General features: G+C 55.4%; 20 protein-coding genes. 1 reads left to right on the top strand and 19 read right to left on the bottom strand.

Annotated elements, in window-relative coordinates:
- Window position 1 precedes the first annotated feature (1 nt).
- The 6 genes from WJU22_RS23035 to WJU22_RS23010 all read right to left on the bottom strand — a co-directional run bounded on the left by WJU22_RS23035 (window position 2) and on the right by WJU22_RS23010 (window position 5,940).
- Window positions 2-403: a BlaI/MecI/CopY family transcriptional regulator gene (locus tag WJU22_RS23035; protein WP_126248973.1), complete on the bottom strand. Its 402-nt coding sequence runs from the start codon at window positions 401-403 to the stop codon at window positions 2-4.
- A 73-nt stretch (window positions 404-476) separates the two neighbouring features.
- Entirely contained in the window at window positions 477-1,379 is a 903-nt protein-coding gene (locus WJU22_RS23030; RefSeq protein WP_341840526.1) for a sterol desaturase family protein, read from the bottom strand.
- Window positions 1,380-1,502: 123 nt separating this feature from the next.
- Window positions 1,503-2,117, bottom strand: coding sequence for a hypothetical protein (locus tag WJU22_RS23025; protein WP_341840525.1), 615 nt, complete (start codon window positions 2,115-2,117; stop codon window positions 1,503-1,505).
- A gap of 40 nt (window positions 2,118-2,157) precedes the next feature.
- Window positions 2,158-3,030: a DUF4249 domain-containing protein gene (locus tag WJU22_RS23020; protein ID WP_341840524.1), complete on the bottom strand. Its 873-nt coding sequence runs from the start codon at window positions 3,028-3,030 to the stop codon at window positions 2,158-2,160.
- Window positions 3,031-3,048: 18 nt separating this feature from the next.
- The gene (locus tag WJU22_RS23015; protein WP_341840523.1) at window positions 3,049-5,421 is read right to left on the bottom strand and encodes a TonB-dependent receptor; all 2,373 of its coding nucleotides are present in this window, start codon (window positions 5,419-5,421) and stop codon (window positions 3,049-3,051) included.
- Window positions 5,422-5,730: 309 nt separating this feature from the next.
- A complete protein-coding gene (locus tag WJU22_RS23010; RefSeq protein WP_341840522.1) occupies window positions 5,731-5,940 on the bottom strand; it encodes a hypothetical protein in 210 nt (69 codons plus the stop codon).
- Between the two features lie 95 nt (window positions 5,941-6,035).
- On the opposite strand from WJU22_RS23010, the gene WJU22_RS23005 reads away from it, so the two are divergent.
- Window positions 6,036-7,028, top strand: coding sequence for an AraC family transcriptional regulator (locus WJU22_RS23005; protein WP_341840521.1), 993 nt, complete (start codon window positions 6,036-6,038; stop codon window positions 7,026-7,028).
- Between the two features lie 69 nt (window positions 7,029-7,097).
- Here the strand turns inward: WJU22_RS23005 and WJU22_RS23000 are convergent, their stop codons facing one another.
- The 13 genes from WJU22_RS23000 to WJU22_RS22940 form a co-directional block, all read right to left on the bottom strand.
- The gene (locus WJU22_RS23000) at window positions 7,098-7,958 is read right to left on the bottom strand and encodes an NmrA family NAD(P)-binding protein (RefSeq protein ID WP_341840520.1); all 861 of its coding nucleotides are present in this window, start codon (window positions 7,956-7,958) and stop codon (window positions 7,098-7,100) included.
- 53 nt (window positions 7,959-8,011) lie between these two features.
- Window positions 8,012-8,422, bottom strand: coding sequence for an Rrf2 family transcriptional regulator (locus WJU22_RS22995; protein WP_341840519.1), 411 nt, complete (start codon window positions 8,420-8,422; stop codon window positions 8,012-8,014).
- 115 nt (window positions 8,423-8,537) lie between these two features.
- The gene (locus WJU22_RS22990) at window positions 8,538-9,077 is read right to left on the bottom strand and encodes an adenylyl-sulfate kinase (RefSeq protein ID WP_341840518.1); all 540 of its coding nucleotides are present in this window, start codon (window positions 9,075-9,077) and stop codon (window positions 8,538-8,540) included.
- A complete protein-coding gene (locus WJU22_RS22985) occupies window positions 9,074-9,223 on the bottom strand; it encodes a hypothetical protein (protein ID WP_341840517.1) in 150 nt (49 codons plus the stop codon). The genes WJU22_RS22990 and WJU22_RS22985 overlap by 4 nt, the downstream gene beginning before the upstream one ends.
- Window positions 9,207-10,421: a glycosyltransferase family 4 protein gene (locus WJU22_RS22980; protein WP_341840516.1), complete on the bottom strand. Its 1,215-nt coding sequence runs from the start codon at window positions 10,419-10,421 to the stop codon at window positions 9,207-9,209. Before WJU22_RS22980 ends, WJU22_RS22985 begins: the two co-directional genes overlap by 17 nt.
- Window positions 10,422-10,496: 75 nt before the next feature.
- Window positions 10,497-11,483 (bottom strand): hypothetical protein, encoded by a 987-nt coding sequence (locus WJU22_RS22975; protein WP_341840515.1) that lies wholly within the window; start codon window positions 11,481-11,483, stop codon window positions 10,497-10,499.
- A 201-nt stretch (window positions 11,484-11,684) separates the two neighbouring features.
- Complete coding sequence (locus WJU22_RS22970) at window positions 11,685-13,910, bottom strand: sodium-translocating pyrophosphatase (RefSeq protein WP_341840514.1); 2,226 nt, start codon at window positions 13,908-13,910, stop codon at window positions 11,685-11,687.
- A 123-nt stretch (window positions 13,911-14,033) separates the two neighbouring features.
- Window positions 14,034-15,545: an NAD(P)H-hydrate dehydratase gene (locus WJU22_RS22965; RefSeq protein WP_341840513.1), complete on the bottom strand. Its 1,512-nt coding sequence runs from the start codon at window positions 15,543-15,545 to the stop codon at window positions 14,034-14,036.
- Window positions 15,546-15,619: 74 nt separating this feature from the next.
- On the bottom strand, window positions 15,620-16,156 hold the full coding sequence (locus WJU22_RS22960) for a hypothetical protein (RefSeq protein ID WP_341840512.1): 537 nt from the start codon (window positions 16,154-16,156) through the stop codon (window positions 15,620-15,622).
- Window positions 16,157-16,193: 37 nt separating this feature from the next.
- Window positions 16,194-16,664 (bottom strand): hypothetical protein, encoded by a 471-nt coding sequence (locus tag WJU22_RS22955; protein ID WP_341840511.1) that lies wholly within the window; start codon window positions 16,662-16,664, stop codon window positions 16,194-16,196.
- A gap of 86 nt (window positions 16,665-16,750) precedes the next feature.
- Window positions 16,751-17,938, bottom strand: coding sequence for a Na+/H+ antiporter NhaA (gene nhaA / locus WJU22_RS22950; protein ID WP_341840510.1), 1,188 nt, complete (start codon window positions 17,936-17,938; stop codon window positions 16,751-16,753).
- A 21-nt stretch (window positions 17,939-17,959) separates the two neighbouring features.
- Window positions 17,960-19,606, bottom strand: coding sequence for an OstA-like protein (locus WJU22_RS22945; protein WP_341840509.1), 1,647 nt, complete (start codon window positions 19,604-19,606; stop codon window positions 17,960-17,962).
- Window positions 19,603-20,598 carry an MlaD family protein gene (locus WJU22_RS22940; protein WP_341840508.1) on the bottom strand — a complete coding sequence of 332 codons (996 nt, stop codon included), beginning with the start codon at window positions 20,596-20,598 and terminating at the stop codon, window positions 19,603-19,605. The genes WJU22_RS22945 and WJU22_RS22940 overlap by 4 nt, the downstream gene beginning before the upstream one ends.
- Between the last annotated feature and the right edge of the window lie 80 nt (window positions 20,599-20,678).

The raw sequence follows: 20,678 nt of genomic DNA, 5'->3' as shown, positions 1-20,678 counted from the left end.
ATTATTTCGACTGTTTTTGATCGATTTCGTTCAAATATTCACGAATGCGGTCGAGTTCCTCCTGCGAGGAGCGATGGCCACCGAGGGCCTGCATAACGAGTTGTGACGCAGAACCGGAAAAAACCGTGTCGATCATCTTTTTCAGCAACTGCGCCTGTGTTTCTTCCTTGGGAATGGCAGCTTCATAAATGTGCGTCTTCGCGCTTGCATCCCGCTGCAGCAAGCCCTTGTCGTGCATGATCTGCATCAGCTTCAGGGTAGTGGTGTAACCCGCTTCCTTCTGCTTCTCCAGGATCTCATGCACTTCCCTCACCGTGCTGGCCCCGCGCTCCCAGAGGATCGTAAGGATTTCCAGCTCGCTTTCGGTTGGACGTACATTCTTGTTATTAGCCTTGTTTTCCATGATATCTCTCCTTTGTACGAATTTCTTCGTAATCAAATGTACGATAGTTTTCGTAAATGCAAAATATCCATGATCATTTTTGGATGAGCGGCAGGTTTTGGGCAGGATGGGAGGAAGTATCGAGTGACCGGCGGAGGGCCCTGGCCGTTTTCCCGTTTCCGTCCACATCCCATCCCGGCGCCCCGAAAACGTACATCCATGCTTCCTTCCAGGTGCGGGCCCGGCGGAGGTCGCGCCCGATGGCCGCCCATTCGTGCGTGGCGATGCGGAGGGGATTATAGGTATTGATATTGACCGTCAAACCATACACCGGCCTTTCTTCCTCGGGCTGGAAGGTGCCGAACAGCCGGTCCCATATAATAAGGACGCCGCCATGGTTGCGATCGAGGTATTTGATCTCGGAGGAATGGTGCACGCGGTGGTGCGACGGGGTGTTCAAAATGAGCTCCAGCGGCCGGGGGAGCTTCCAGATGGCTTCGGTATGGATCCAGAACTGGTACAGCAGGCTGATGGATTGCATGGCCATGATCATGGCGGGGTGGAAACCGGCCAGGGGCATCCATATCCAGAAGAGGAAAGCCCCGCTCAGGTTGCCCGTCCACGTTTGGCGGAGCGCAGTGGCCAGATTGTAGCGGCGGCTGGAATGGTGCACCACATGCGAAGCCCAGAAATACCGGATCTCGTGGCTGCAGCGGTGGAACCAGTAATAGGTGAGGTCGTCGGCAAAGAAACAAACGATCCAGACCCACCAAACCGTGGCGTCGAGGGTAAAAAAACGGAATTCGTAGGCGAAACTGTAAATGAGATAGATGACGGCTTTGGTGAACAGCCCGATGATGACGTTCCCCAGGCCCATGGCGATGCTGCTGGCGGCGTCTTTCGTTTCGTAGAGGTCCCGCTTTTCGACCGCCGAAAATATGACTTCCGCGGTGATGAGCAGGATAAAACCAGGTATGGCGAAATGTATCAACTCCATAAAAAACGGATCATCTTTAACGGTAAGGGAAGTGTGCGCGGTTTATTCCTTTTGCCAAAAGTTAATAAAAATTCCCGTGCAGGCCGTTCCCGCCGTAAAAGATGATCCGCCAGTGACCGGGCCTTAGAAGCGGCCGGCCTTGATGGTGAAGTGGGCGGAGGGGCCGCTCAGCTTCTCGTCGGTAATGCCTTCCGTTCCGGAGCCGCGGACGAACCGGTACGATCCGCCGATGCCGAGCCGCAGGTAGGAAGTGATATTGAGCTCCAGGTTCACGTGGGGCTCGCCCACGAAGAAGCTGCTGTAGCCGATGGATTCGAATTCGTCCCAGCTTTTATACCTTTCGTTCTTCATGACGCCGCCGCCGCCCACGAGGGCGCCCACGGCGAGGTGAACGAGTTTGTTGCCCTTGATGGTATACTCCGGCACAAAACCCGTATACCACATGTTCCAGTATAATGCCGGACCCGCGGGATCGGGGCGGGGCGCTTCGATGTTGTTGACCAGCGCGTAGGCGCCCGCTCCCAGCATGAGCCGGCTATTGAGCATCACGCCGGCGTAACCGCCGAGGAGCACGCCCATCTGATCGTCGAACGTCGTGAATTTGATGGTAGGGGCGCCGAAGCCGCCCACTCTTACCTTTCCGCCGCGGGAAAGACTTTCGATTTTTTCCTGCGCGAGTGCCGGCATAGTGCAAAGCACGGCCAGGGCAAGCAGCAGGCGCTTACCTGATCTTTTCATGTTTGTTGTTTTTACGGGGTGAACTGTAGGTTGATAATCGTTATTTATGCATGGTCTTTTCCTTGAACGATACCGCCGAAGTCCCGAACCATCCGAGCACACGTCCCTTCGCGTTTTTGTCGGTGTTCAGCACGTTGGTAGGCACGTTTTCCAGGATTTTGGCGAACAGCCCGCCGTTGTCGATCTGCTGCTGCACCTGGTCGAGGAAAGCGTGGCTCCGCTTGGTGACGGATGCGATGCGGACGATCACTTTCTCGCCTTCCAGGAAGGGCTTGTCGTAATCGGTGATCCCCTCCGCAATGGGCTGGATGAAGTTCAGCCCGTCAGCCACATCTTCGGCGTAGGAACCGTCGATGGTAAAAATGTCTTCCACGCGGCTTTGCAGCGAATTACGGTAGCTGCGCACCCAGTACCAGTCGGTCGCACCTGCGAGATCTTTGGCGTAGAACCGGGCGAAAAAGCCTTCCTTCCCGGAAATCGCTTCTTCTTTCGTTTTGAAATCGGCGGCGATGGAATCGATGACGGGCACGCGTTTCAGGGTGTCCATCGCTTCGAAAATGCCTTCCTTCAGTTCCAGCCGCATCTTGTACACGTGGCCCACTTCGCCGATCTTCTGGCCGGCGCCGGGGTCGTAGCTATACACGCCGTCGGCATATGTAAAGTTGTAAGTCTTGTTAGCGGTGATGTCCGTTACCGTGATCTTCGCGTCGCTCACGGCAGGGGCGGTGCCCTGGCTGGTGTAAGGGACGGTGGTGGTCAGGCGGATCTGCTGTTTCCCCGGCACGTCCGTGATCCAGCCGTCCACTACGGTGAAGGTCTTTCCGTTCGGTACGTCGAGATCGATCGTGTCTTCGCAGGCGGTGAATCCGGCGGCGGCGAACAGAAGGGCGATGGCGGTGAGGTTCCTTTTCATATGATACATGCTTGGAGATTAGAATTTGAAGTTATAAGTGATACCGGGGATGATGGACCCGATGATGCTCAGGCGAACGGCCTCCTTCTTGGAAGGATCGTCCGGGTTCTGCCGGAAATACACGGTATAGGCGTTTCTCCGGGCATACACATTGTAAAGGCTGAACACCCATTCGCCTTTCCAGCGTTTCAGCTGGCGGCCCTTGTACGTGAACGAAAGATCGAGACGGTGGAAGGGCTTGAGGCGGTAGTTGTTGCGCTTTTCGGTGGTATTGTAGGGGATATCCCAGTCCTGGAACTCGAGGCGGCTGTCTGCAAAAGTAGCCGGTGTACCGGATGCGAACATCCAGTTGGCGCTCATGCTCGCGCGCTTCGTGAATTCGTGGCTGGCCACGATGTTCAGGTTGTGGGTACGATCGTACCGGTTGATGAACCATTCGTTCATGCTCAGGCCCGGCGTTTTGCGCTCGGAACGGCTCAGGGTATAGCTGATCCAGCCTGTGGTATTGCCGATGTCTTTTTTCACATACAGCTCCAGCCCGTAAGCGCGGCCTTTCGCGTTGAGGAGGTCGGCTTCGATGAACTCGTTGAGGTTCAGGTCGGCGTTATCGATGAAGTCCAGCTGGTCTTTCATGGATTTATAAAACACCTCGGCCGACAGTTCGAATTTATCGCCGGGGGCGTTATAGAAATACCCGGCCGTAACCTGGTCTGTCAACTGCGGTTTCACGTTGTTGGAAACAGGTGTCCAGATGTCTACCGGCGTCGGGGAAGCGGTATTGCTCAGCTGGTGCATGTATTGTGCGGAACGGCTGAAAGCCGCTTTGATGGCTGAAGTGGAGTTAACGGCGTAGCGCGCGGAAAGGCGGGGCTCGAGGAAATAGTAATCCGCGATCTTCTTGCCGCTTTCGTAATCCTGCGAACCGATGAAGCGTTTACGTGTACCCGCTACCGTGTCTGCATAATAATACGCCGTGCCTTTGCCCATGTATTGGAACCCGGAGAGCCGCAAGCCATATTGAATGCCGAACTTGTTGCCGGCTTTCCATTCGTGATCGAGATAGAGCGCGCCTTCCAGGGCGTTCTTGTCTTTGAGCACGATCCGGTGCTCATCCGCATCCTGGCGGGAAAGCGTACTGCCGGGCTTGAAGGTATAATAAGTGCCCTGTACCCCGAAATGCAGCGTGTTGCTGGAATTCAGGTAGTAAGTAAAGGCAGGTTTCACGCCGTAATTGATGATGTTCGATTTCCAGCTGAACTCCTGGTCGGTGGTGGATTTCTCGTCGCTGGTGAACCGCAGGCTATAATCGTATTTCGTATAGTAAGTGGTGAGGTTCATGAACAGGCGGTTGTTGAAGATGTGGTTCCAGCGCAGCGATGCGGTGTTGTTGCCCCAGTTCATGTTGGCTTCTTTCCCGAAACCGAACACGTCGCGGCCGAAATACCCGCTCACGAAAAGACTGTTGTTCTTATCCAGCTGGAAGTTCACTTTGGCCGTGAGGTCGTAGAAATAGAGCTTGGTATCTTTCATGTCGCCCTTGAGGAAAGGCTTCATGAGCACGTCCATATACGATCTGCGGCCGGCGATGATGAAGGAGGATTTGTCTTTCTGGATGGGCCCTTCCAGCGCCAGGCGACTAAAGATATTCCCGATGCCGCCCGTCATGCCGAATTTCTGGTTGTTACCGTCCTTCATCCTGATATCGAGCACGGAAGCCGTTCTGCCGCCGTATTCCGCGGGGAACCCGCCTTTGATGAGGTTAATGTTCTTTACCGCGTCCGGGTTGAAAACGGAGAAGAAACCAAGCATGTGGGTGGAGTTGTAAACGGGCGCTTCGTCGAGCATGATGAGGTTTTCATCGCCGTTGCCGCCGCGCACGTTGAAGCTGGCGGCGCCTTCGCCCACGGTATTAACACCGGGCAATGTCTGGATCGTGCGGATCACGTCTACCTCACCCATGAAAGTGGGCAGTTTCTTGATCTCCGCGATATCGAGCTTATTCAGGCTGGTATTGAGGGTATTGATGTTCTTCTCCTGTTGCTTGCCGGAAATCACCACTTCGCTCAGCTGGCGGTCTGCCTGGCCCAAACGGATGTCCATCCGCTTGTTGGCGGTAAGGTCGAGGGTGAATTTCTGGGGTTGATAGCCGATATAGGAGAACTGGATGTCGTGCTTACCCGCCGGCAGGGTGAGGGAATAAAAACCGTACTCGTTGGTAACGGTGCCTATGGAAGTGCCGGGTTTGCCGATGGAAATGCCGATGAGGGATTCGCCGGACTTTTCGTCTTTAACGTAACCGCTGATGGTATACCGTTGCTGTTGCGCCAACGCTGCAGTGGTCGCAAACAAGATAAGTAGGAGGGTGCTCAGCAGTCGGGCTGTTGCTTTCATATTGGTTTTCAGTTTATAGTGATGGCGGAAGACGTTTCCGGATGGTGATTCCCGTTGTTTTCCGATCATATGACGTGCAAAATAGAACATACCCCTATGGATGGGAAATTAATTCTGCATAACAAAAGAAAACCGCCGCAGGCCTTACTGGTTCCAGTAGCCGGCGGCGGAAATAAGTAGTGTATGTGAAAATTTCCCCGGGGGAAAGAAATGAAACGGGCGGGATGGTCGTTTATGGAAGGCGGAATCTGATGGAAATCATGTTTTTTCCGGCCGAAAGGGCGGAATTTCATCATCGCGTACGATTCATTATTCCAAAACGGCGCACTGGTACCCCAGGTCGCGCACGAAGGAGATCACCTGGTGCTCCTGCATTTGCGGGCAATCCACCCGTAACACCTTGTCGCAGTCCTCGAGGTCGAGGGTGCACATGGTGGCGGAAAACTCGCCGGATAAGGCGCGGATCACCCGGTTTTTTTCCTTTTGGGTATTGATATTTGTTTTGAAGATGCCGATCATGGTCCGATTTTGAATTAATTTGCCTCAAAATTCGCACCTCGTAAGTTGGCAGGCTTGCATTAAACGGATTAAAATTTATATAAAACGGATTTTCTATGCCATTTACCGTCAAAAACGAACGCAAAGAAGTCTTGTTTCACGATGAAACCGTGATGTGCCCCGAATATTACCAGGGCCGTGATCTCACGGAGCGCCATCACAAGCTCGACCTCAAGGCCGGCAACGCCGAATTCAGCGAGATATGTTTCGACGGGGTGCTGATGGGTTTCGGAAGGGCGTCTATCCGCGAAAAGCTGGAAGTGGAAAGCCACGACACCCTCAAGCGCGTAGGCATGCATTTCATGCTCAAGGGCGAAGTAACGGCGAAGATCAGAAGCGTGCGGAAAACCTTCCATACCCGCCAGCACGAACATAATCTCGTCTACAGCCCCGAGCCCGAAGAGCAGGTGAGCGTCGAAAAACAACCGGAAATCAATGTATTCGCGCTCACTTTCCTCAAAGAACGATTCATCGAGCTCGCCTATCACAACGGCCCGGTGCTGGAGCGGTACGGAGAAAGCGTGGAGCTCGACCGGCCGGTTTTCCCCGATCACGCTTACCAGATGACCCACCGGATGCTGCAGGTAATCGATGAAGTGAAGAACTGCCATTTCACCGGCGGGCTCAAAAAGCTCTTCCTCCAGTCCAAAGCTATCGAGCTGCTGGCGCTCCAGTGCGAGCAGATCGAATTGTACGACGGCAGCCTTCAGCAGAAGCCGGTTTTCGGCCGGTCTGACGAGGAAAAGATCCGCTACGCGCGCGATCTGCTCCTGGCCAATGCACAGGAACCGTTGTCGCTGGCCGACCTTTCCCGGCAGGCAGGGCTGAACGAGTTCAAGCTGAAAAGCGGGTTCCGCAAGGTTTTCAACAATACCGTGTTCGGTTACCTCAGCGAGCACCGGTTAGAAGAGGCGCAGCGCCTCATCCGTTCCGGGAACCGGAGTTTTACGGAGATCGCCGACGATCTGGGGTATTCGTCGCTGCAGCATTTCAGTCATGCATTCCGGAAAAAGTACGGTTGCAGCCCGAGGGATTTTCAAGCCAGATAACCTAACGAACAAGACATTAAAAAAGGCCGTACTGCAATGCAGTGCGGCCTTTCCGGTTTATTGACCCATTCAGGAGAAGAAGGTTTTGTTGGCTTCCGCGAAGGATTCGAACGACAGGGCCTCACTGCCCGTGATGTCTTTCACGGCGGTGGATACCGGGGCGAAATGCCCGTCCCTTACTCCAGACATGAGGAAAGACATAAACCCGGCGGCGCTTTCCGGTGCTCCGGAGGCGATTATTCCCGCTACCATGGCCGATTCGGGGATGTTTTCGTAAGTAACGTCCTTCCCGCTCGCTTTTGCAATGATGGCGGCCACTTCGTGGTTGTCGATGGCTTTGGGGCCGGTGAGCGTCAGCGCTTTGCCGTTGTGTGCTTCGTTGAGCAGGAGCTCGGCAGCCACGGCGGCGATGTCTGAAGCGGCGATGAGCGACCATTTCCCGTCGGCCGCGGGGATGAGGATTTTTCCCAGCTCGCGGATGGTGGGGCTGAAATGGCTTTCGGTAAATACTTCCATGAAGAAGTTGGGCCGCACGATGTTGTAGGCAATGCCGGAAGCGATGAGGTGCTGCTCGATCTGGCCCAGGGGCGATTCGGGCGCATGTTCCACGCCCATGGCGGAAAGGAACACGATTTTCTTCACGCCGGCCTTTTTCGCTTCGTCGATGAACGGGCGCAGTTTGGAGGGGGCTTCCAGGTCCAGCGGAACGGCGGAAAGAAACACGAGATCGACGCCGGAAAGGGCGGGGGCGAAGGTTTCGGCGTTTTCCTGGACGAGATGTACCGGGGTTACGTTGGCTGAGGGGGCAGTATATTTTTCGGGGAAGCGGGTAGCGGCTTTCACCTGTACGCCTGGTTTTCCGGCAACTGCTTTTACGACTTGCCTGCCTGCGAATCCTGTTGCGCCGAGTACGAGAATAGTGTGTGTCATATGATTTGTGGTTTAAATTGTAAGTAAAATAGTTACAGTTATAATCAAAAAAATTAAAGAAGTTTTGAAATGAAATCGGCCAGGCTGATTTTCGATAGCTCGCGGGTGATCGTTTGATCGAGACCGGTAAACATCGTGTCGAGCGCGTTATTGATATTGCGGCCCACAGGGCAGAGGGGGTTGGGATGGTTGGGAGCATATCCGAAAATATGGTCATCCTTCACGACGGCGAAAACATCTGAAAGCAGGATGTCTTTCATGGGTCTGGCGAGCCGGCAGCCGCCTTTTTTCCCTTCCTTGCTTTCGATGAGCCCGGCGTTGCGCAGCTCGCTCAGTTCCTTGCGGACGAGCGCGGCATTACTGTTCAGCGACCCCGCGATGAAATCGGAGGTGAGCCATTCGCCCTGGAATTTGCCCATGAGCGAAAGGATGTGAACGTGTATGGCGAATTTACTGCGGATCAATTCTGTAATATTTATAATTACAGTACAAATGTAGCGCAATTTTTATTTCCTCCAAAAATATTTTCGAAGGGAGGGAATAGGTGGATGGGAGGCTGGGTCGGAACGTTGCGAACTGTCACCTGATCGCCGCTCCCAGCGCCAGGGGCAGGAGAAATTCATAGAGCCGCTGGCCAGACTCGGATTCTGTTTCCTGGTGGGTGCGGATGATCAGGTCTGGCTTGAGGGGATGTTCGAAAACGCCGTTTACGCCGGAAAGACCGGAAATCTTGTCTGGATGCCCCTCGGGGAGGTAAGCGCGTTTGTACAGCCCTTTCGTGTCTCGCCGGATCAGTTCCTCCAGCGCGCAATCGATCTCGATGGTGGCAGCAATACGGTACTGGTACTGGATTTCGAGCCGGACGCGATCGAGCGGGTTGATGGCACAAAGGATGGTAAAAATGCCGTGCCTGGAGAAGCGGTTCGCCAGCCATGCCATCCGCCGGATGTTTTTCGCCTGGTCTTCCAGGCTCATGCCCAATTCTTTAAAAAGATGATGCCGGTGGTCGTTTTCGTCGAGCACTTCCACGGGATACCCGTTTTCGAGGAGTTTGTGTTCCGCGAACTTTGCCAGGGCTGATTTTCCGGCGCCAGACATGCCGCAAAGCTGTACGATCATAATGCGTAAGGTGTTTCGGTGTTGTGTCCGTTAGCCGCATCGGGCAGCAGCACTTCGCTGACCATTATCAACGGGCCGGAACGGTAGAAGTTGCTGCCTGCGGTGGAATGGGTTGGGTCGCCAGATGGATTATTGGATTTTAGCATGATCGCTGAGAAGGATTTGTTCGAAATGTTGTTCCCACATCCGTACCACGCCCCCCTGCGACCAGGCCACCTGCGTAGCATTGCGCAAGCCCGCCTGCAGGAGGGAATGATAATGCCCGTTGTCTTCGTACAACCGTTCCAGTTGCTCCGCGATGGCGGCGGGCTCCACCAGTCCACCGGTGAGCCAGCCATTCCCGTACACCTGGGGTTTGGCGGGCAGGAAGGCGGCGGCGCCTTTCCAGATTTCCGTACAGGCCGTATGGTCGGGCAATACCTGCGGTGCCCCGGTGGCGGCGTGCTCCATGCTCACCAGGCCCCAACCTTCGCCCATGGCGGTATTGAGCCCGACATCGCAGGCGTTGTAGAGGAGATTGAGCTTTTCTGCGGGCCAATGGGGATGCTTGCTGCCGGGGTCTGTTAGCACGAGCCGGTCAAAAATCCCCAGTATCCGCGCTTCCTGCTCCACATCGGTTTGCTGGCCTTTGGTGGCCATGTGCAGGCATAGCCGCACGTTATCCGGCTTGTTGCGGGCAAATTCCGCGAATCCGCGCAATGTGAGATCGATTCGTTTGCGGTGCTGGTTTTTGTTGGCGTTGAGCACCCAAAAGCCCCGGCGCAGTTCGTCTTTCCCCGGAAACAAGGCTTCCCGCGCAGCGATGCGCCGGCCGGCCGTGCTGCCGCTTAAAGGGTGGAACCGGCCGCCATCCAGCGGATGAGGGATCACAGCCATGCGGCGGAACGGCGGCTGGCGCGCTATCCCCAATTGCGTGGCGCAATCTTTCAACACCCGTTTCCCGAAAGCCGTGAAAGCCACCACAGAACTGAGCTGCGCCAGTCCCTTAGCGAACTCCGGGTGATTGAGCTGTCCGTCCACCGGGATGTACCCTGTTACCGGACAATGGTGCGCCGCCTTCCTGATGGCGGACATATGCCTTTCTGCGAACCAGATATCGCAATACAGGAGTATCACATCCGGCTGCAGGGAATCGATGAGCCCGGGGAGCGTTCCTTCCCCGAAAACATCGGCCGGGTGCGGATTGTAGTGTAAATGGAATGTGCCTTTGAAGGGTTCTTTCTGGAATATATCCGTCCCGAACACATGAATTTCGTGCCGGGCGGCGAGGCCGGCCGCGAGCAGTTGCGTGATGCGCGCCATGCCGGTCTGTTGAGCGAATTGTCCTATCAATAAGAGTTTCATACGGTGTGCTGTGGGGTAAAATCTGGCGGCAGGGAGAACCCCGCCGCCGCATTCATCTGTATGCTGTCTGAGTTTCTAAACTGTTTGATTTTCCCGTTCTGCGAAAACTTCATTACTATCGGGAATGGTGCATGCCAATGTGCGCAAAAGCGTGATAGACTGGAGCATGCCCACGATTTCCATATTGTTGTTGACGAGCACCGCGCCGGAATCTCCGGGAACGGCGTAGCTATCCGTTAAGTTGATCATGTTTTTGAACCAGGCGTACCGGTCGCCGAACACATTGATGATACCCTGGTAGGTAGTTGATTTGATGGATGTTTTGGTTACCTCGTTCGTGCTGGCGCCGAAGTAGCTCACTTCCATACCCACGGCCGGAGCGGCGAAACCCGTGGGTACGCCTATGTCCTGGATCTCAGGGGAGCCATTCGTGGCAGCGATGTTGCACCAGGCAAAGTCTACCGTGTTGTAATAGGGGTCCTCCTGGTCTTTGGTAGGGTATGTCGTGAGTTTGATGTAATCTGTGACCTTGGTCAGGTAATAGTATTGTTCAGTCATATCCGGCTGGTACACATCTTCATACATCCCGTTACAGGAAATGACGTGGTTGCAGGAAATCATCCGGTACTTGTTGTTGTATTTGATGTTGGCGCCGAGCGTGCCGTACGACGGAAGCCCGCCGGCCTGGATCTGGTAGCCGCCGGGACAGGGGCGCTCAAAATCACTGGAGTCGCCGACCTTCCGTTCCAGAACAGGATATTTGACTTCGATGGGGCCGATCTCCTGCACGTCTGTCGGAACATTCACCATCACATGCCCGCCGCCGGATTGCGGAAAAGGCAGTTCGAAAAACGGGGGAATGGGCGTATCTCCGTCCATCGCCAGCCTGTCGGGTGATTTTTTGTATTCCACGTGCAGCACAACGGCACACTGATCGGTTTCTTTGCCGTTTTTCATTTTGAGGCCTGCGTACATGCCCACGATGTTACCGCGGAGCCAGCCCTGGAGGACAGCCATATGTGGTTCTATGTCTGTCAACTGGATTTGTTTTGTGGTTTGCATGAGAGAGGAGTTTAGGTTTAACAAAAGGATGACGGTTCTGGCTGATCGAGGCTCAAAGTTCCTGCCTTTCAATATTTTAGGTGAGGCTGTAATCGGCTTTTCGAAAGGTGGTTTTTCGGGTGGGAACAACAATACCGTTTGCGGGAATAAAAAAAGCCGGTCCCTGGAAGAGACCGGCTTTCGATATGCAATGATGTGATTTTACAACTTCACGGCTGCCACTTCTTTAGCGGGAGCTTCGGGTGCGGGCTGCTGTTTGGCAACCGGCGGCTCCTGTTTGTGGATGTGGATTTCAGCGAGGGTGGGCGCAATTACCAGCGATACGATGGACATCAGTTTGATGAGGATGTTCATAGACGGGCCGGAGGTGTCTTTGAAAGGATCGCCAACGGTGTCGCCGGTAACGGAAGCCTTGTGGGGCTCTGATTTCTTATAATAGGTTTCGCCGTTGATCTCAACACCTTTCTCGAAAGATTTCTTGGCATTGTCCCACGCACCGCCGGCATTGTTCTGGAACATGCCCATGAGCACACCGCTCACGGTAGCGCCTGCGAGGAAGCCGCCGAGCACTTCGGGGCCGAAGATAAAGCCGATCAGCAGGGGCGAAACCAGTGCGATGGCGCCGGGCAGCATCATTTTACGGATAGATGCTTCGGTGGAAATGGCCACGCATTTGTCGTATTCCGGTTTGCCGGTGCCTTCCATGATACCGGGAATGGTGCGGAACTGGCGGCGCACTTCTTCCACCATCGACATGGCAGCTTCGCCCACCGCGCGGATGGCGAGGGAGGAGAAGATGAAGGGGATCATGGCGCCGATGAACAGGCCGGCCAGCACGTCGGCTTTATAAATATCGATCCCGGAAATGCCCGCCACGCCTACGAATGCGGCAAAGAGCGCCAGGGCGGTCAAGGCTGCGGAAGCGATCGCGAAACCTTTACCGGTTGCAGCGGTGGTGTTGCCTACCGCGTCGAGGATATCGGTTTTTTCGCGCACGTCTTTGGGCAGTTCGCTCATTTCAGCGATACCGCCGGCGTTGTCGGCGATGGGGCCGAATGCGTCGATCGCCAGCTGCATGGCCGTAGTGGCCATCATGCCCGCTGCCGCGATGGCTACGCCATAAAGGCCTGCGCAGGCGTAAGAGCCGTAGATGCCGGCTGCCAGTACGATGGTCGGGAACAGCGTGGATTCCATCCCTACGGCCAGACCGCCGATTACGTTCGTTGCGTGGCCGGTGGAAGACTGGCGGATGATGGACATCACCGGGCGTTTGCCCATAGCGGTATAATATTCCGTGATAATGCTCATGAGGGTACCTACGGCGAGCCCAACGAAGATGGCGCCGATGACACCATTTTGCGTAATGGCTTTAGCGCCTTCGCGGAGTGCGTCGCCGCCGATGAAGTCGCGCTGCAGGTAGAAGGCCTCAGCGGGGAGGATCCAGTACACGAGGCCTACGCAGGCGATCGCCGTGAGCACGATGGAGCCCCAGTTGCCCATGTTCAGTGCTTTCTGAACAGGACCGGTGCTGAGACCGGCGCTGTCGCTGATACGCACGAAGAAGGTAGCGAGAATGCTGAAGATGATGCCGCTGGCGGCGATCACCATGGGCAGCAGGATCGGGGAGAGGCCGCCGAAATTGTCTATGGCGCGGGCTTCACTGCCCAGTACCATGGTGGCGAGCACGGTGGCTACGTAAGAACCGAAGAGGTCGGCGCCCATACCTGCCACGTCTCCCACGTTATCGCCCACGTTATCGGCGATGGTAGCGGGGTTGCGGGGATCGTCTTCAGGAATCCCCTGTTCCACTTTACCTACGAGGTCGGCCCCTACGTCGGCCGCTTTGGTATAAATACCGCCTCCCACGCGTGCGAACAGTGCGATGCTTTCCGCACCGAGCGAGAAGCCGGTGAGCACTTCAATGGTTTTAACCATTTCGGCGGTGTTGGGAGCCGCTCCGAAATAGGCTTTGAGGAGGATGAACAGGCCACCAAGCCCGAGCACGGCCAGCCCCGCTACGCCCATGCCCATTACAGAGCCGCCGGTGAAGGAAACCTTCAGGGCTTTGGAGAGCGAAGTACGCGCCGCCTGTGCGGTGCGAACGTTGGCTTTAGTGGCAATGCGCATGCCGATGAAACCCGCCGTGGCGGAGAATACCGCGCCGATAACAAAGGCCAGCGCGATGGTCCAGTCGGAATTCTCGTGGGAGAACCCCATGTAGCCCAGCAAGAGGGCTGCGATGATCACAAAATAGGTGAGGATCTTGTACTCTGCCTTGAGAAAGGCCATAGCGCCTTCAGCAATATGCCTGGCAATTTCCTGCATCCGCTCGTTCCCTGCATCCTGTTTGGAAACCCAGGCGCTCTGTACCGCGGTAAATAATAGTGCAATCAGTCCGAACAGTGGAATAATGTAAGCTATACTCATACTCTTTTAATCCGTTTAAAATTTCAAGGCTTTAGATTATGATTTTCAAGGTTGACGAAGATAAAGTATTAGAATTTATTTTACTAGTAGTCTCTTATATTTAGTTTAAGTGTAATATGGACGCTACTGCTGTATTTCGGCATATGCGTTGGCGAGGTGGCCGATGATGTCGGAAGCGATCATGGCTTCGGGGGACACGGCGGCGGCCAGATCGCCGGCCTTGCCATGGAGCCACGTGCCGAGGATGAGCGCCGCTTTGGGGGCGTACCCCTGCGCCAGGAGCCCCGTTAATATCCCGGTGAGCACATCGCCGCTGCCGGCCGTTGCCATGCCGGGGTTGCCGGTGGGATTGAAGAACACCGACCCGTCCGGGCACGCCATGGCCGTGAACCGCCCCTTCAGCAGGATGTATTGTTCCAGCTCCGCAGCCTTTGACCTTAGCAATTCCAGCCGCTCGAAATGATTGCCCGTGGCCCCGAAAAGCCGCTCGAACTCTTTAGGGTGGGGCGTCAGGATGCAGTGTTTGGGCAACAGTTGCAGGAGCGACGGCCATTTCGACAAGATGTTGAGCGCGTCGGCGTCCAGCACCATCGGCCCCTGCCAGAGGCCCAGCAAGCGTTCCAGGGCTTTGGCGGTAGCGGGTTCCGTGCCGGTGCCCGGCCCGATCCCGATCACATCGTATTCCGGGGCGCGCCGCAGGCGGAAGGGCTCGTCGAAATGCGCGGAAAACGTGGCCTGTTCTTCGGTTTCGCACATCGCTTCGGGGAAAGCGGTCTGCATGATTTCGTACCCGCACCCCGGTACATGCACCGTCAGCAAGCCCGCGCCGGCGCGCATCACGGCTTTCGCCGAAAGCACCGCCGCGCCCATCTTCCCGTAACTTCCCGCCACCAGCAGCGCATGCCCGTAAGTGCCTTTGTGCGCGAAGGGATCGCGGGGCCGGTAGATCGTCCGGATCATCTCCATATCCGTAAGATGGTATTCCGTCTGCACCGCCGCCGTATACGCGGGATGCAGGCCAATGGGGACCAACACCGTTTCTCCCGCGAACTCACCGTTCTCCGGCAGCAGCAACGCCAGTTTCCAGTATTCGAATGTGAGCGTATAACGTGCATGTATACACGGATTCCCTTTCGTGCTTTTGTCTGCCATCAGCCCGGAAGGCATGTCTATGGAAACAATATCGTGCCGCCCGCGCTGGCCGTTGATCTGGTGGATGATCGCAGCGGTCCATCCTTCCAGGGGGCGGTTCAGCCCTGTCCCGAAAAGCGCGTCAACGATCACGCCGGGCGTTTCCATCGGCGGGAATTCCCCGGGCTCATGAATCGTTTGCAGGAAAGGGACGCGTGCCTGGTTGGCGAGATTGTCGGGCGAAGGGGTGCCCTTCGCCACGAGCCACGCCTGCACGTTGAAGCCCTTGTCTGCCAGTAACCGTGCAATGACCAAACCATCTCCGCCGTTGTTCCCCGGTCCGCAGAAAATGTAGAAGGGGCGGGCGGTTCCGCGATACGTATCCATCAGCCATTGCGCGCATGCGGCTGCCGCGCGCTCCATGAGCCGGAGGCTGTCTACAGGCTCATGCGCGATCGTATAAGCGTCTGCTTCACGGATTTGCCGGGCGGACAAGATTTTCATATCCCCCAATATAACAAAAAAAGCGGCTGCTCCCTTGCCGGGAACAGCCGCAAACAGATTTGAGAATATGCGCTTTAGAAAGCGTAACGGGCAGACACGCCGCCGATTTGCTCGCCGATGAAGTCGTTGTAACCGTTAAAGTTGAAATACGGTTTCAGGTCGGCACTGAGGTTCAGCGGGATCTTTTTGAACGTGTACTCCACACCGATGATACCGTCGAGACCAGCCACGGCTTTGGTTTTCTTGTCGTACCTGCGGCCGTTGTCCCAATCCCAGTCGCGCCAGAGGCCGAGGTGGGCGCCGCCGCCCGCGTACATGTTCCATTCGGATTTACCGAACACGCTCCAGTGGTACTCGTAGAGACCGGTGAAGGTAACGTTGGTGGGCTCGTCGTTGCCGTTGAAATAGTGGGTAACGAGGCCTTCGATGGCATGCGGCCCTTGAATGAAGTGTTTCACGGTGAAGCCTACGAGCCAGGGGTTGAGACGCACGCCCAGCGCGGTGTTGTAATCGGCCGGATTGCCGCCTCCGCCGCTTCTGCGTTGTGCATTAGCCTCGAAAGTGGTCATCATCAGTGAAAGTACTCCGAAGAGCAACAGAATCCTTTTCATATGTGCATTTTAGATTAAACGGTGGTTTTTGGATGATTTACTTTTTGCTGCCGAATATGTACCGGGCCGACACGCCGAAATCCGCCAGGTCAGACGAATTGCCGAAATGAACGGCAGGCTTCCAGTCGAGGCTGAGGTTGAGGGGAATATTGCTGAAATTGTAATTCAGCCCCGCTACACCATCTACGCCGCCCAGGAAGCGGTAGGAGCCGTCTATATCTCTGGTGCCGAGATGCGCGCCGCCGCCCGCATACCATCCGAATCCGGGAATGGTGAGGGCAGACAGGTCGAAATGATACTGACATAATGCCGTTACGGTGAAAGTGCGGTTATACAATCCTACGATCCCTTCCGCGGCCGACCGGTCTGTGAAGAAATACCGCCCGGTAACGCCCAGCGGAAGCCCCAGCCGTACGCCGGCTTCCTTTTGACCTTTCAACGACTGCTGTGCGCTGGCGCTGCCGGCCAGGCATAGCAACATAATGGCATAGATGAATCGTTTGTTCATGCGATGAATCATTTGCAATAACAATGCCAAAGGGGGACAGATGCGGGAAACAGGTGACACAGGTAGCCAATAAACGGCTGCCGTCGCTATTTATTTTGTGTGTTGCTCAAAGCGCGTAAAAAAATGAAACCGGCGATGGATGCGAGCAGCGATGCGAAGATCACTGACATGATAGACACTACCTGGATGTCGATTTCCTTGAACGCCAGCGAAGCGATGAAAATACTCATCGTGAAACCGATCCCGGCGATCATGCCCACGCCCCAGAGCTGCTTCCAGTTGGTTTGGTCGGGCAGGCTGGCGATGCGGAGCTTCACGGCCAGGAAGCTCATCCCGAAAATGCCGAGCGGCTTGCCCAGTACCAGCCCCGCCATGATGCCGTAACTCACCGGATGCGAAAAAGCGCCCAGCAGATCGGCCGGGAAAACGATCGCGGTATTGGCCAGCGCAAACAGCGGCATGATGAGGAAATTCACCGGGTCGTGGAGCGCGTGTTCCAGCTTCGGGATTTTGCTTAACGGGATGCAGAAGGCCAGCAGCACGCCGGCAATGGTAGCATGGATGCCGGAGTTGAAGATGCAATACCACAGCACGATGCCGGGAATGAAGTAAAAGATCGTTGGCTTCACTTTCAGCAGGTTGAAAATCACCAGTAATACGATGATACCGGCGCCGCCGAGCAAATAATTTGTTTGCAGTTCCGCCGTATAAAAAATAGCGATGGTCAGGATGGCGCCGAGGTCGTCGATGATGGCGAGGGCGGTGAGGAAGATCTTCAGCGGCAGCGGTACGCGGCTCCCCAGCAGGGAAAGCACCCCGAGCGAAAACGCGATGTCCGTAGCCATGGGGATGCCCCATCCTTGATGATAATCGGTGTTGGCGTTGAAGAGGACATAAATGAGCGCGGGCACCACCATCCCGCCAACGGCGGCCAGTACCGGCAGCATCGATTTGCGGATGGAAGCCAGCTCGCCCGTCGTCAGTTCCCTTTTGATTTCCATCCCCACCAGGAAGAAGAACAGCACCATGAACCCGTCGTTGATCCAGAGCAGCCAGGAATTGGGGAGGTGCAGCCCGTTCCATTCCATATGATGCCCGCCCTGCGGCTGGAACAGGTGGGTGAAGAAATCGATGTATGCAGGGCCCCATCCGGAGTTCGCTACGATCATGGACAATACTGTGCAGATAATGAGCACGATGCCGACGGCGCGACTGTCGTGCAGAAATTGCCAGATAGGAGATAGTAAGCGTTCTTTGATGGAGAAAAGCTGCATGATAATTTTTTAGGTGAGGAATTACTGCCCGAGCAGTTCGTACTTGGTTTTCGGCCTGCGGCCGATCTCCCAGCGGAATCCTTTGAGTTTTTTCTCTTCCGCGGGGATTTTGGAAAGGGGGTACATCGTCCCTTCCGGTTGTTTCACGAACACGATCCTTTCCAGTTCGCCTTTCTCGAAATACACGCGGGTGTTGGCGGTCTGGAGTTTATTCACGGATATGAATGCGCTGTCGTCGTCCTGCACGTAATATACATTTTCCGAGTTGCCGTTCACGTACATGGAATCCAGTTTCTCTTCCCCGAAATACCCCAGGATGGTATTCCCTTTGATCTGGTTGAACATATCGGGCCCCACTTCGTTGATGATCATGGCGTTCTGATCGAGCAGGAGGCGGTCTGCCTTCCGGTTTTTAGTGAACAGGAAGATGGTATCGCCGATGAGCTGGTTGCTGTTGGCCCACAACACGGGGTCGCGGTAGAGGCGGAAAATGGAGTCCGCGCCGGAATAATACAGGCTGTCGGCCACGCCTTGCAGCGAATCGGAGAAGATGCGGACGTGATGGTAGGCGATGATGAATCGCTTTTCCGTGGTGTCCTGCTTCGCCGCGAGGCTGTCATTCCCATTCGCTTTTTTATCCTGCAATACGATGCTGCTGTCTACCAACCGCGGCAGTACGCCGGAAAACAGGGTATCGCCTGCTACGAACAGGGTGTCCGTTTTGCCTTCGATGAGGGTAACGGGCTTTTGCGTGGCCAGTACCGATTTCTGTTGCTGGTTGATGATGCCGTAATTGGCCAGCACGGCGATTTTCTGGGCGGTGTCGCGCCAGATCATGTTGCCCGTGGCGATGGAGATACCGGTTTGTTTGTCGGTCTGTATCTCGTTGGCGGTGAAGGTGTTGGTGCTGTCTTCGATCACGGGGCGCTGGCCGAACTGGCCGTACCCGCGGTCGGTATTATAATATCCGTCGGTCACGTACATGGTCATTTTGCCGTCGTTGATGGTGGTCGGCGCCATGATCGTCGCGATCTTCGTTTCGGTATTATACATGAGGGTATCCGTTCCCAGCGTGAATTCCGGGTCGATCACCACTACTTCCTTCTTGAAATACACGTCTTTCGTGCTACCGTAATAGATACCCTCGCGGCTGGTGAGCTCGGTGGTTTCGTTCACGAGTTTGCCGCCCTTGTCGTACGTCCCGATTTTGGTGGCGAGGTCGTAATGAAGGGTGGGGGAAGTGAGCACGATCTTGTTGTCGGTCAGTTTCGCGTTGCCGGTGAGGATGGCTTTGCGGTCGTTCCCGAAATAGGTGAGCGCGTCGGAATAGGTGTGGACGCTGTCTGCCTGGTTGATGTGTACATTTCCCCAGGCGAAAACGATGTTCTTGTTCTTATCGAGCATGGCGCTGTCGCAATACAGCCGGCTGGTGCCCTGTTGGAACTCCACTTTCCCTACGAATCGTTGTTCGGCGGCGGAATCTGTCTGGATGATGATCATCCGTTCCGCGTTATGGAGGCGGATGACCTTGGTGGTATCTTCCTGGAAAGGGTTGCGGGACCGGGCGGGCATTGCGTTGCTTCCGGCAGACAAGGCGCCGGCAGCGCCTATTCCGCCGATCAGAACGAGGCCGTATATGGAATATTTGAACATTGTTGCGGTAATCATTGTACGGTTGCGGTGTCGGAGGGGATGGTCACTACCTTGTTCTTTCTTCCGAAAACGCTCAGGTGCACGTATCTCCAGGGGTTGTACCGCAGGTCTTCCAGCAGTTTGTTGAGGCTGCCGAGGGAATGCTGCAGGTTGTTATAGACTTTCCGGTCGTTCATGAGCAGCCCCAGCGAACCATCGGTGCTGCTGATTTTGCCTGCCACTTCGTTCAGCCTGCCGATGGTGCTCTGGAGGTTGTGGAGGGTGGAATCGATCTGGCCGTTGGCGAAGGCGCCGGAGGCTTTATCGAAGTTGGTGAGTATGTTGGATATCTTGTCGTTATTGTTTTTCAGGTTGGCGGACACGGCGTTGAAGTTATCGAACGTGCCGGCGATTTTGCCACCGTCTGCCAGCATGCCGTTGATGTTACGGGTAGCGTTGTTGAGGTTGGCGAGGGTGCCGTTGAGGCCGGCTACGGCCTGGCGGATGTTTTGTTTGGTGGCGGTGTCGAACACGGAGTTGACGGTGAGCAGCAGGGTGTCTACGGCGCCGAGGGTGCTTTCCAGTTTCTTGACGAGGGGGCTGAGCTGTTCCTTGAGGGCATCGGTGATGGAGCCGTCTACAGCTGCGTAAATGGTGTCTTTGTTTTTGAGGAATTCGTCGGTGTTCCCGAAATCGATCTCTACTTTCCGGGTGCCGAGCAGGTCTGCGCTGATGCGGGCCACGGAATTCCTGGGGATTTCGATGTTTTTACTGATCTGCAGGGTAACCAGGATACGGCCGGCGCGTTTGTCCATCACTTCGAGGCTTTGGACGGTGCCGATCCCCAGGCCGTTGACCATAACGGCATTGGAGGGTTGCAGGCCATTCACCTGCGTATATACGGCGTAGATGGTTTTTTTAGTGGAGAAGAGGCTTCTGCCTTTCAGGATGTTGAACCCCAGCACTAGCAGCACGATGGCGATCACGGTCAGAATACCTACTTTCGTTTCATTATTAACTTTCAGCATCGGGTAGAATTAGTTCGTTTGCAAAAATAGTTAAAACAATGGTGCGTCAGTCGTAGGTAACAGAATTAATGCAAAAGGCG

The sequence above is a fragment of the Chitinophaga caseinilytica genome (assembly GCF_038396765.1).
GTDB lineage: Bacteria > Bacteroidota > Bacteroidia > Chitinophagales > Chitinophagaceae > Chitinophaga > Chitinophaga caseinilytica.
Note: the sequence above shows the minus strand (reverse complement) of the source record. Positions and strands in the feature narration are given on the sequence as shown.

Coding starts and splice junctions, on each gene's coding strand:
- WJU22_RS23035 (WP_126248973.1), bottom strand. CDS start 403: ATGGAAAACAAGGCTAATAACAAGAATGTACGTCCAACCGAAAGCGAG.
- WJU22_RS23030 (WP_341840526.1), bottom strand. CDS start 1,379: ATGGAGTTGATACATTTCGCCATACCTGGTTTTATCCTGCTCATCACC.
- WJU22_RS23025 (WP_341840525.1), bottom strand. CDS start 2,117: ATGAAAAGATCAGGTAAGCGCCTGCTGCTTGCCCTGGCCGTGCTTTGC.
- WJU22_RS23020 (WP_341840524.1), bottom strand. CDS start 3,030: ATGAAAAGGAACCTCACCGCCATCGCCCTTCTGTTCGCCGCCGCCGGA.
- WJU22_RS23015 (WP_341840523.1), bottom strand. CDS start 5,421: ATGAAAGCAACAGCCCGACTGCTGAGCACCCTCCTACTTATCTTGTTT.
- WJU22_RS23010 (WP_341840522.1), bottom strand. CDS start 5,940: ATGATCGGCATCTTCAAAACAAATATCAATACCCAAAAGGAAAAAAAC.
- WJU22_RS23005 (WP_341840521.1), top strand. CDS start 6,036: ATGCCATTTACCGTCAAAAACGAACGCAAAGAAGTCTTGTTTCACGAT.
- WJU22_RS23000 (WP_341840520.1), bottom strand. CDS start 7,958: ATGACACACACTATTCTCGTACTCGGCGCAACAGGATTCGCAGGCAGG.
- WJU22_RS22990 (WP_341840518.1), bottom strand. CDS start 9,077: ATGATCGTACAGCTTTGCGGCATGTCTGGCGCCGGAAAATCAGCCCTG.
- WJU22_RS22985 (WP_341840517.1), bottom strand. CDS start 9,223: ATGCTAAAATCCAATAATCCATCTGGCGACCCAACCCATTCCACCGCA.
- WJU22_RS22980 (WP_341840516.1), bottom strand. CDS start 10,421: ATGAAACTCTTATTGATAGGACAATTCGCTCAACAGACCGGCATGGCG.
- WJU22_RS22975 (WP_341840515.1), bottom strand. CDS start 11,483: ATGCAAACCACAAAACAAATCCAGTTGACAGACATAGAACCACATATG.
- WJU22_RS22970 (WP_341840514.1), bottom strand. CDS start 13,910: ATGAGTATAGCTTACATTATTCCACTGTTCGGACTGATTGCACTATTA.
- WJU22_RS22965 (WP_341840513.1), bottom strand. CDS start 15,545: ATGAAAATCTTGTCCGCCCGGCAAATCCGTGAAGCAGACGCTTATACG.
- WJU22_RS22960 (WP_341840512.1), bottom strand. CDS start 16,156: ATGAAAAGGATTCTGTTGCTCTTCGGAGTACTTTCACTGATGATGACC.
- WJU22_RS22955 (WP_341840511.1), bottom strand. CDS start 16,664: ATGAACAAACGATTCATCTATGCCATTATGTTGCTATGCCTGGCCGGC.
- nhaA (WP_341840510.1), bottom strand. CDS start 17,938: ATGCAGCTTTTCTCCATCAAAGAACGCTTACTATCTCCTATCTGGCAA.
- WJU22_RS22945 (WP_341840509.1), bottom strand. CDS start 19,606: ATGATTACCGCAACAATGTTCAAATATTCCATATACGGCCTCGTTCTG.
- WJU22_RS22940 (WP_341840508.1), bottom strand. CDS start 20,598: ATGCTGAAAGTTAATAATGAAACGAAAGTAGGTATTCTGACCGTGATC.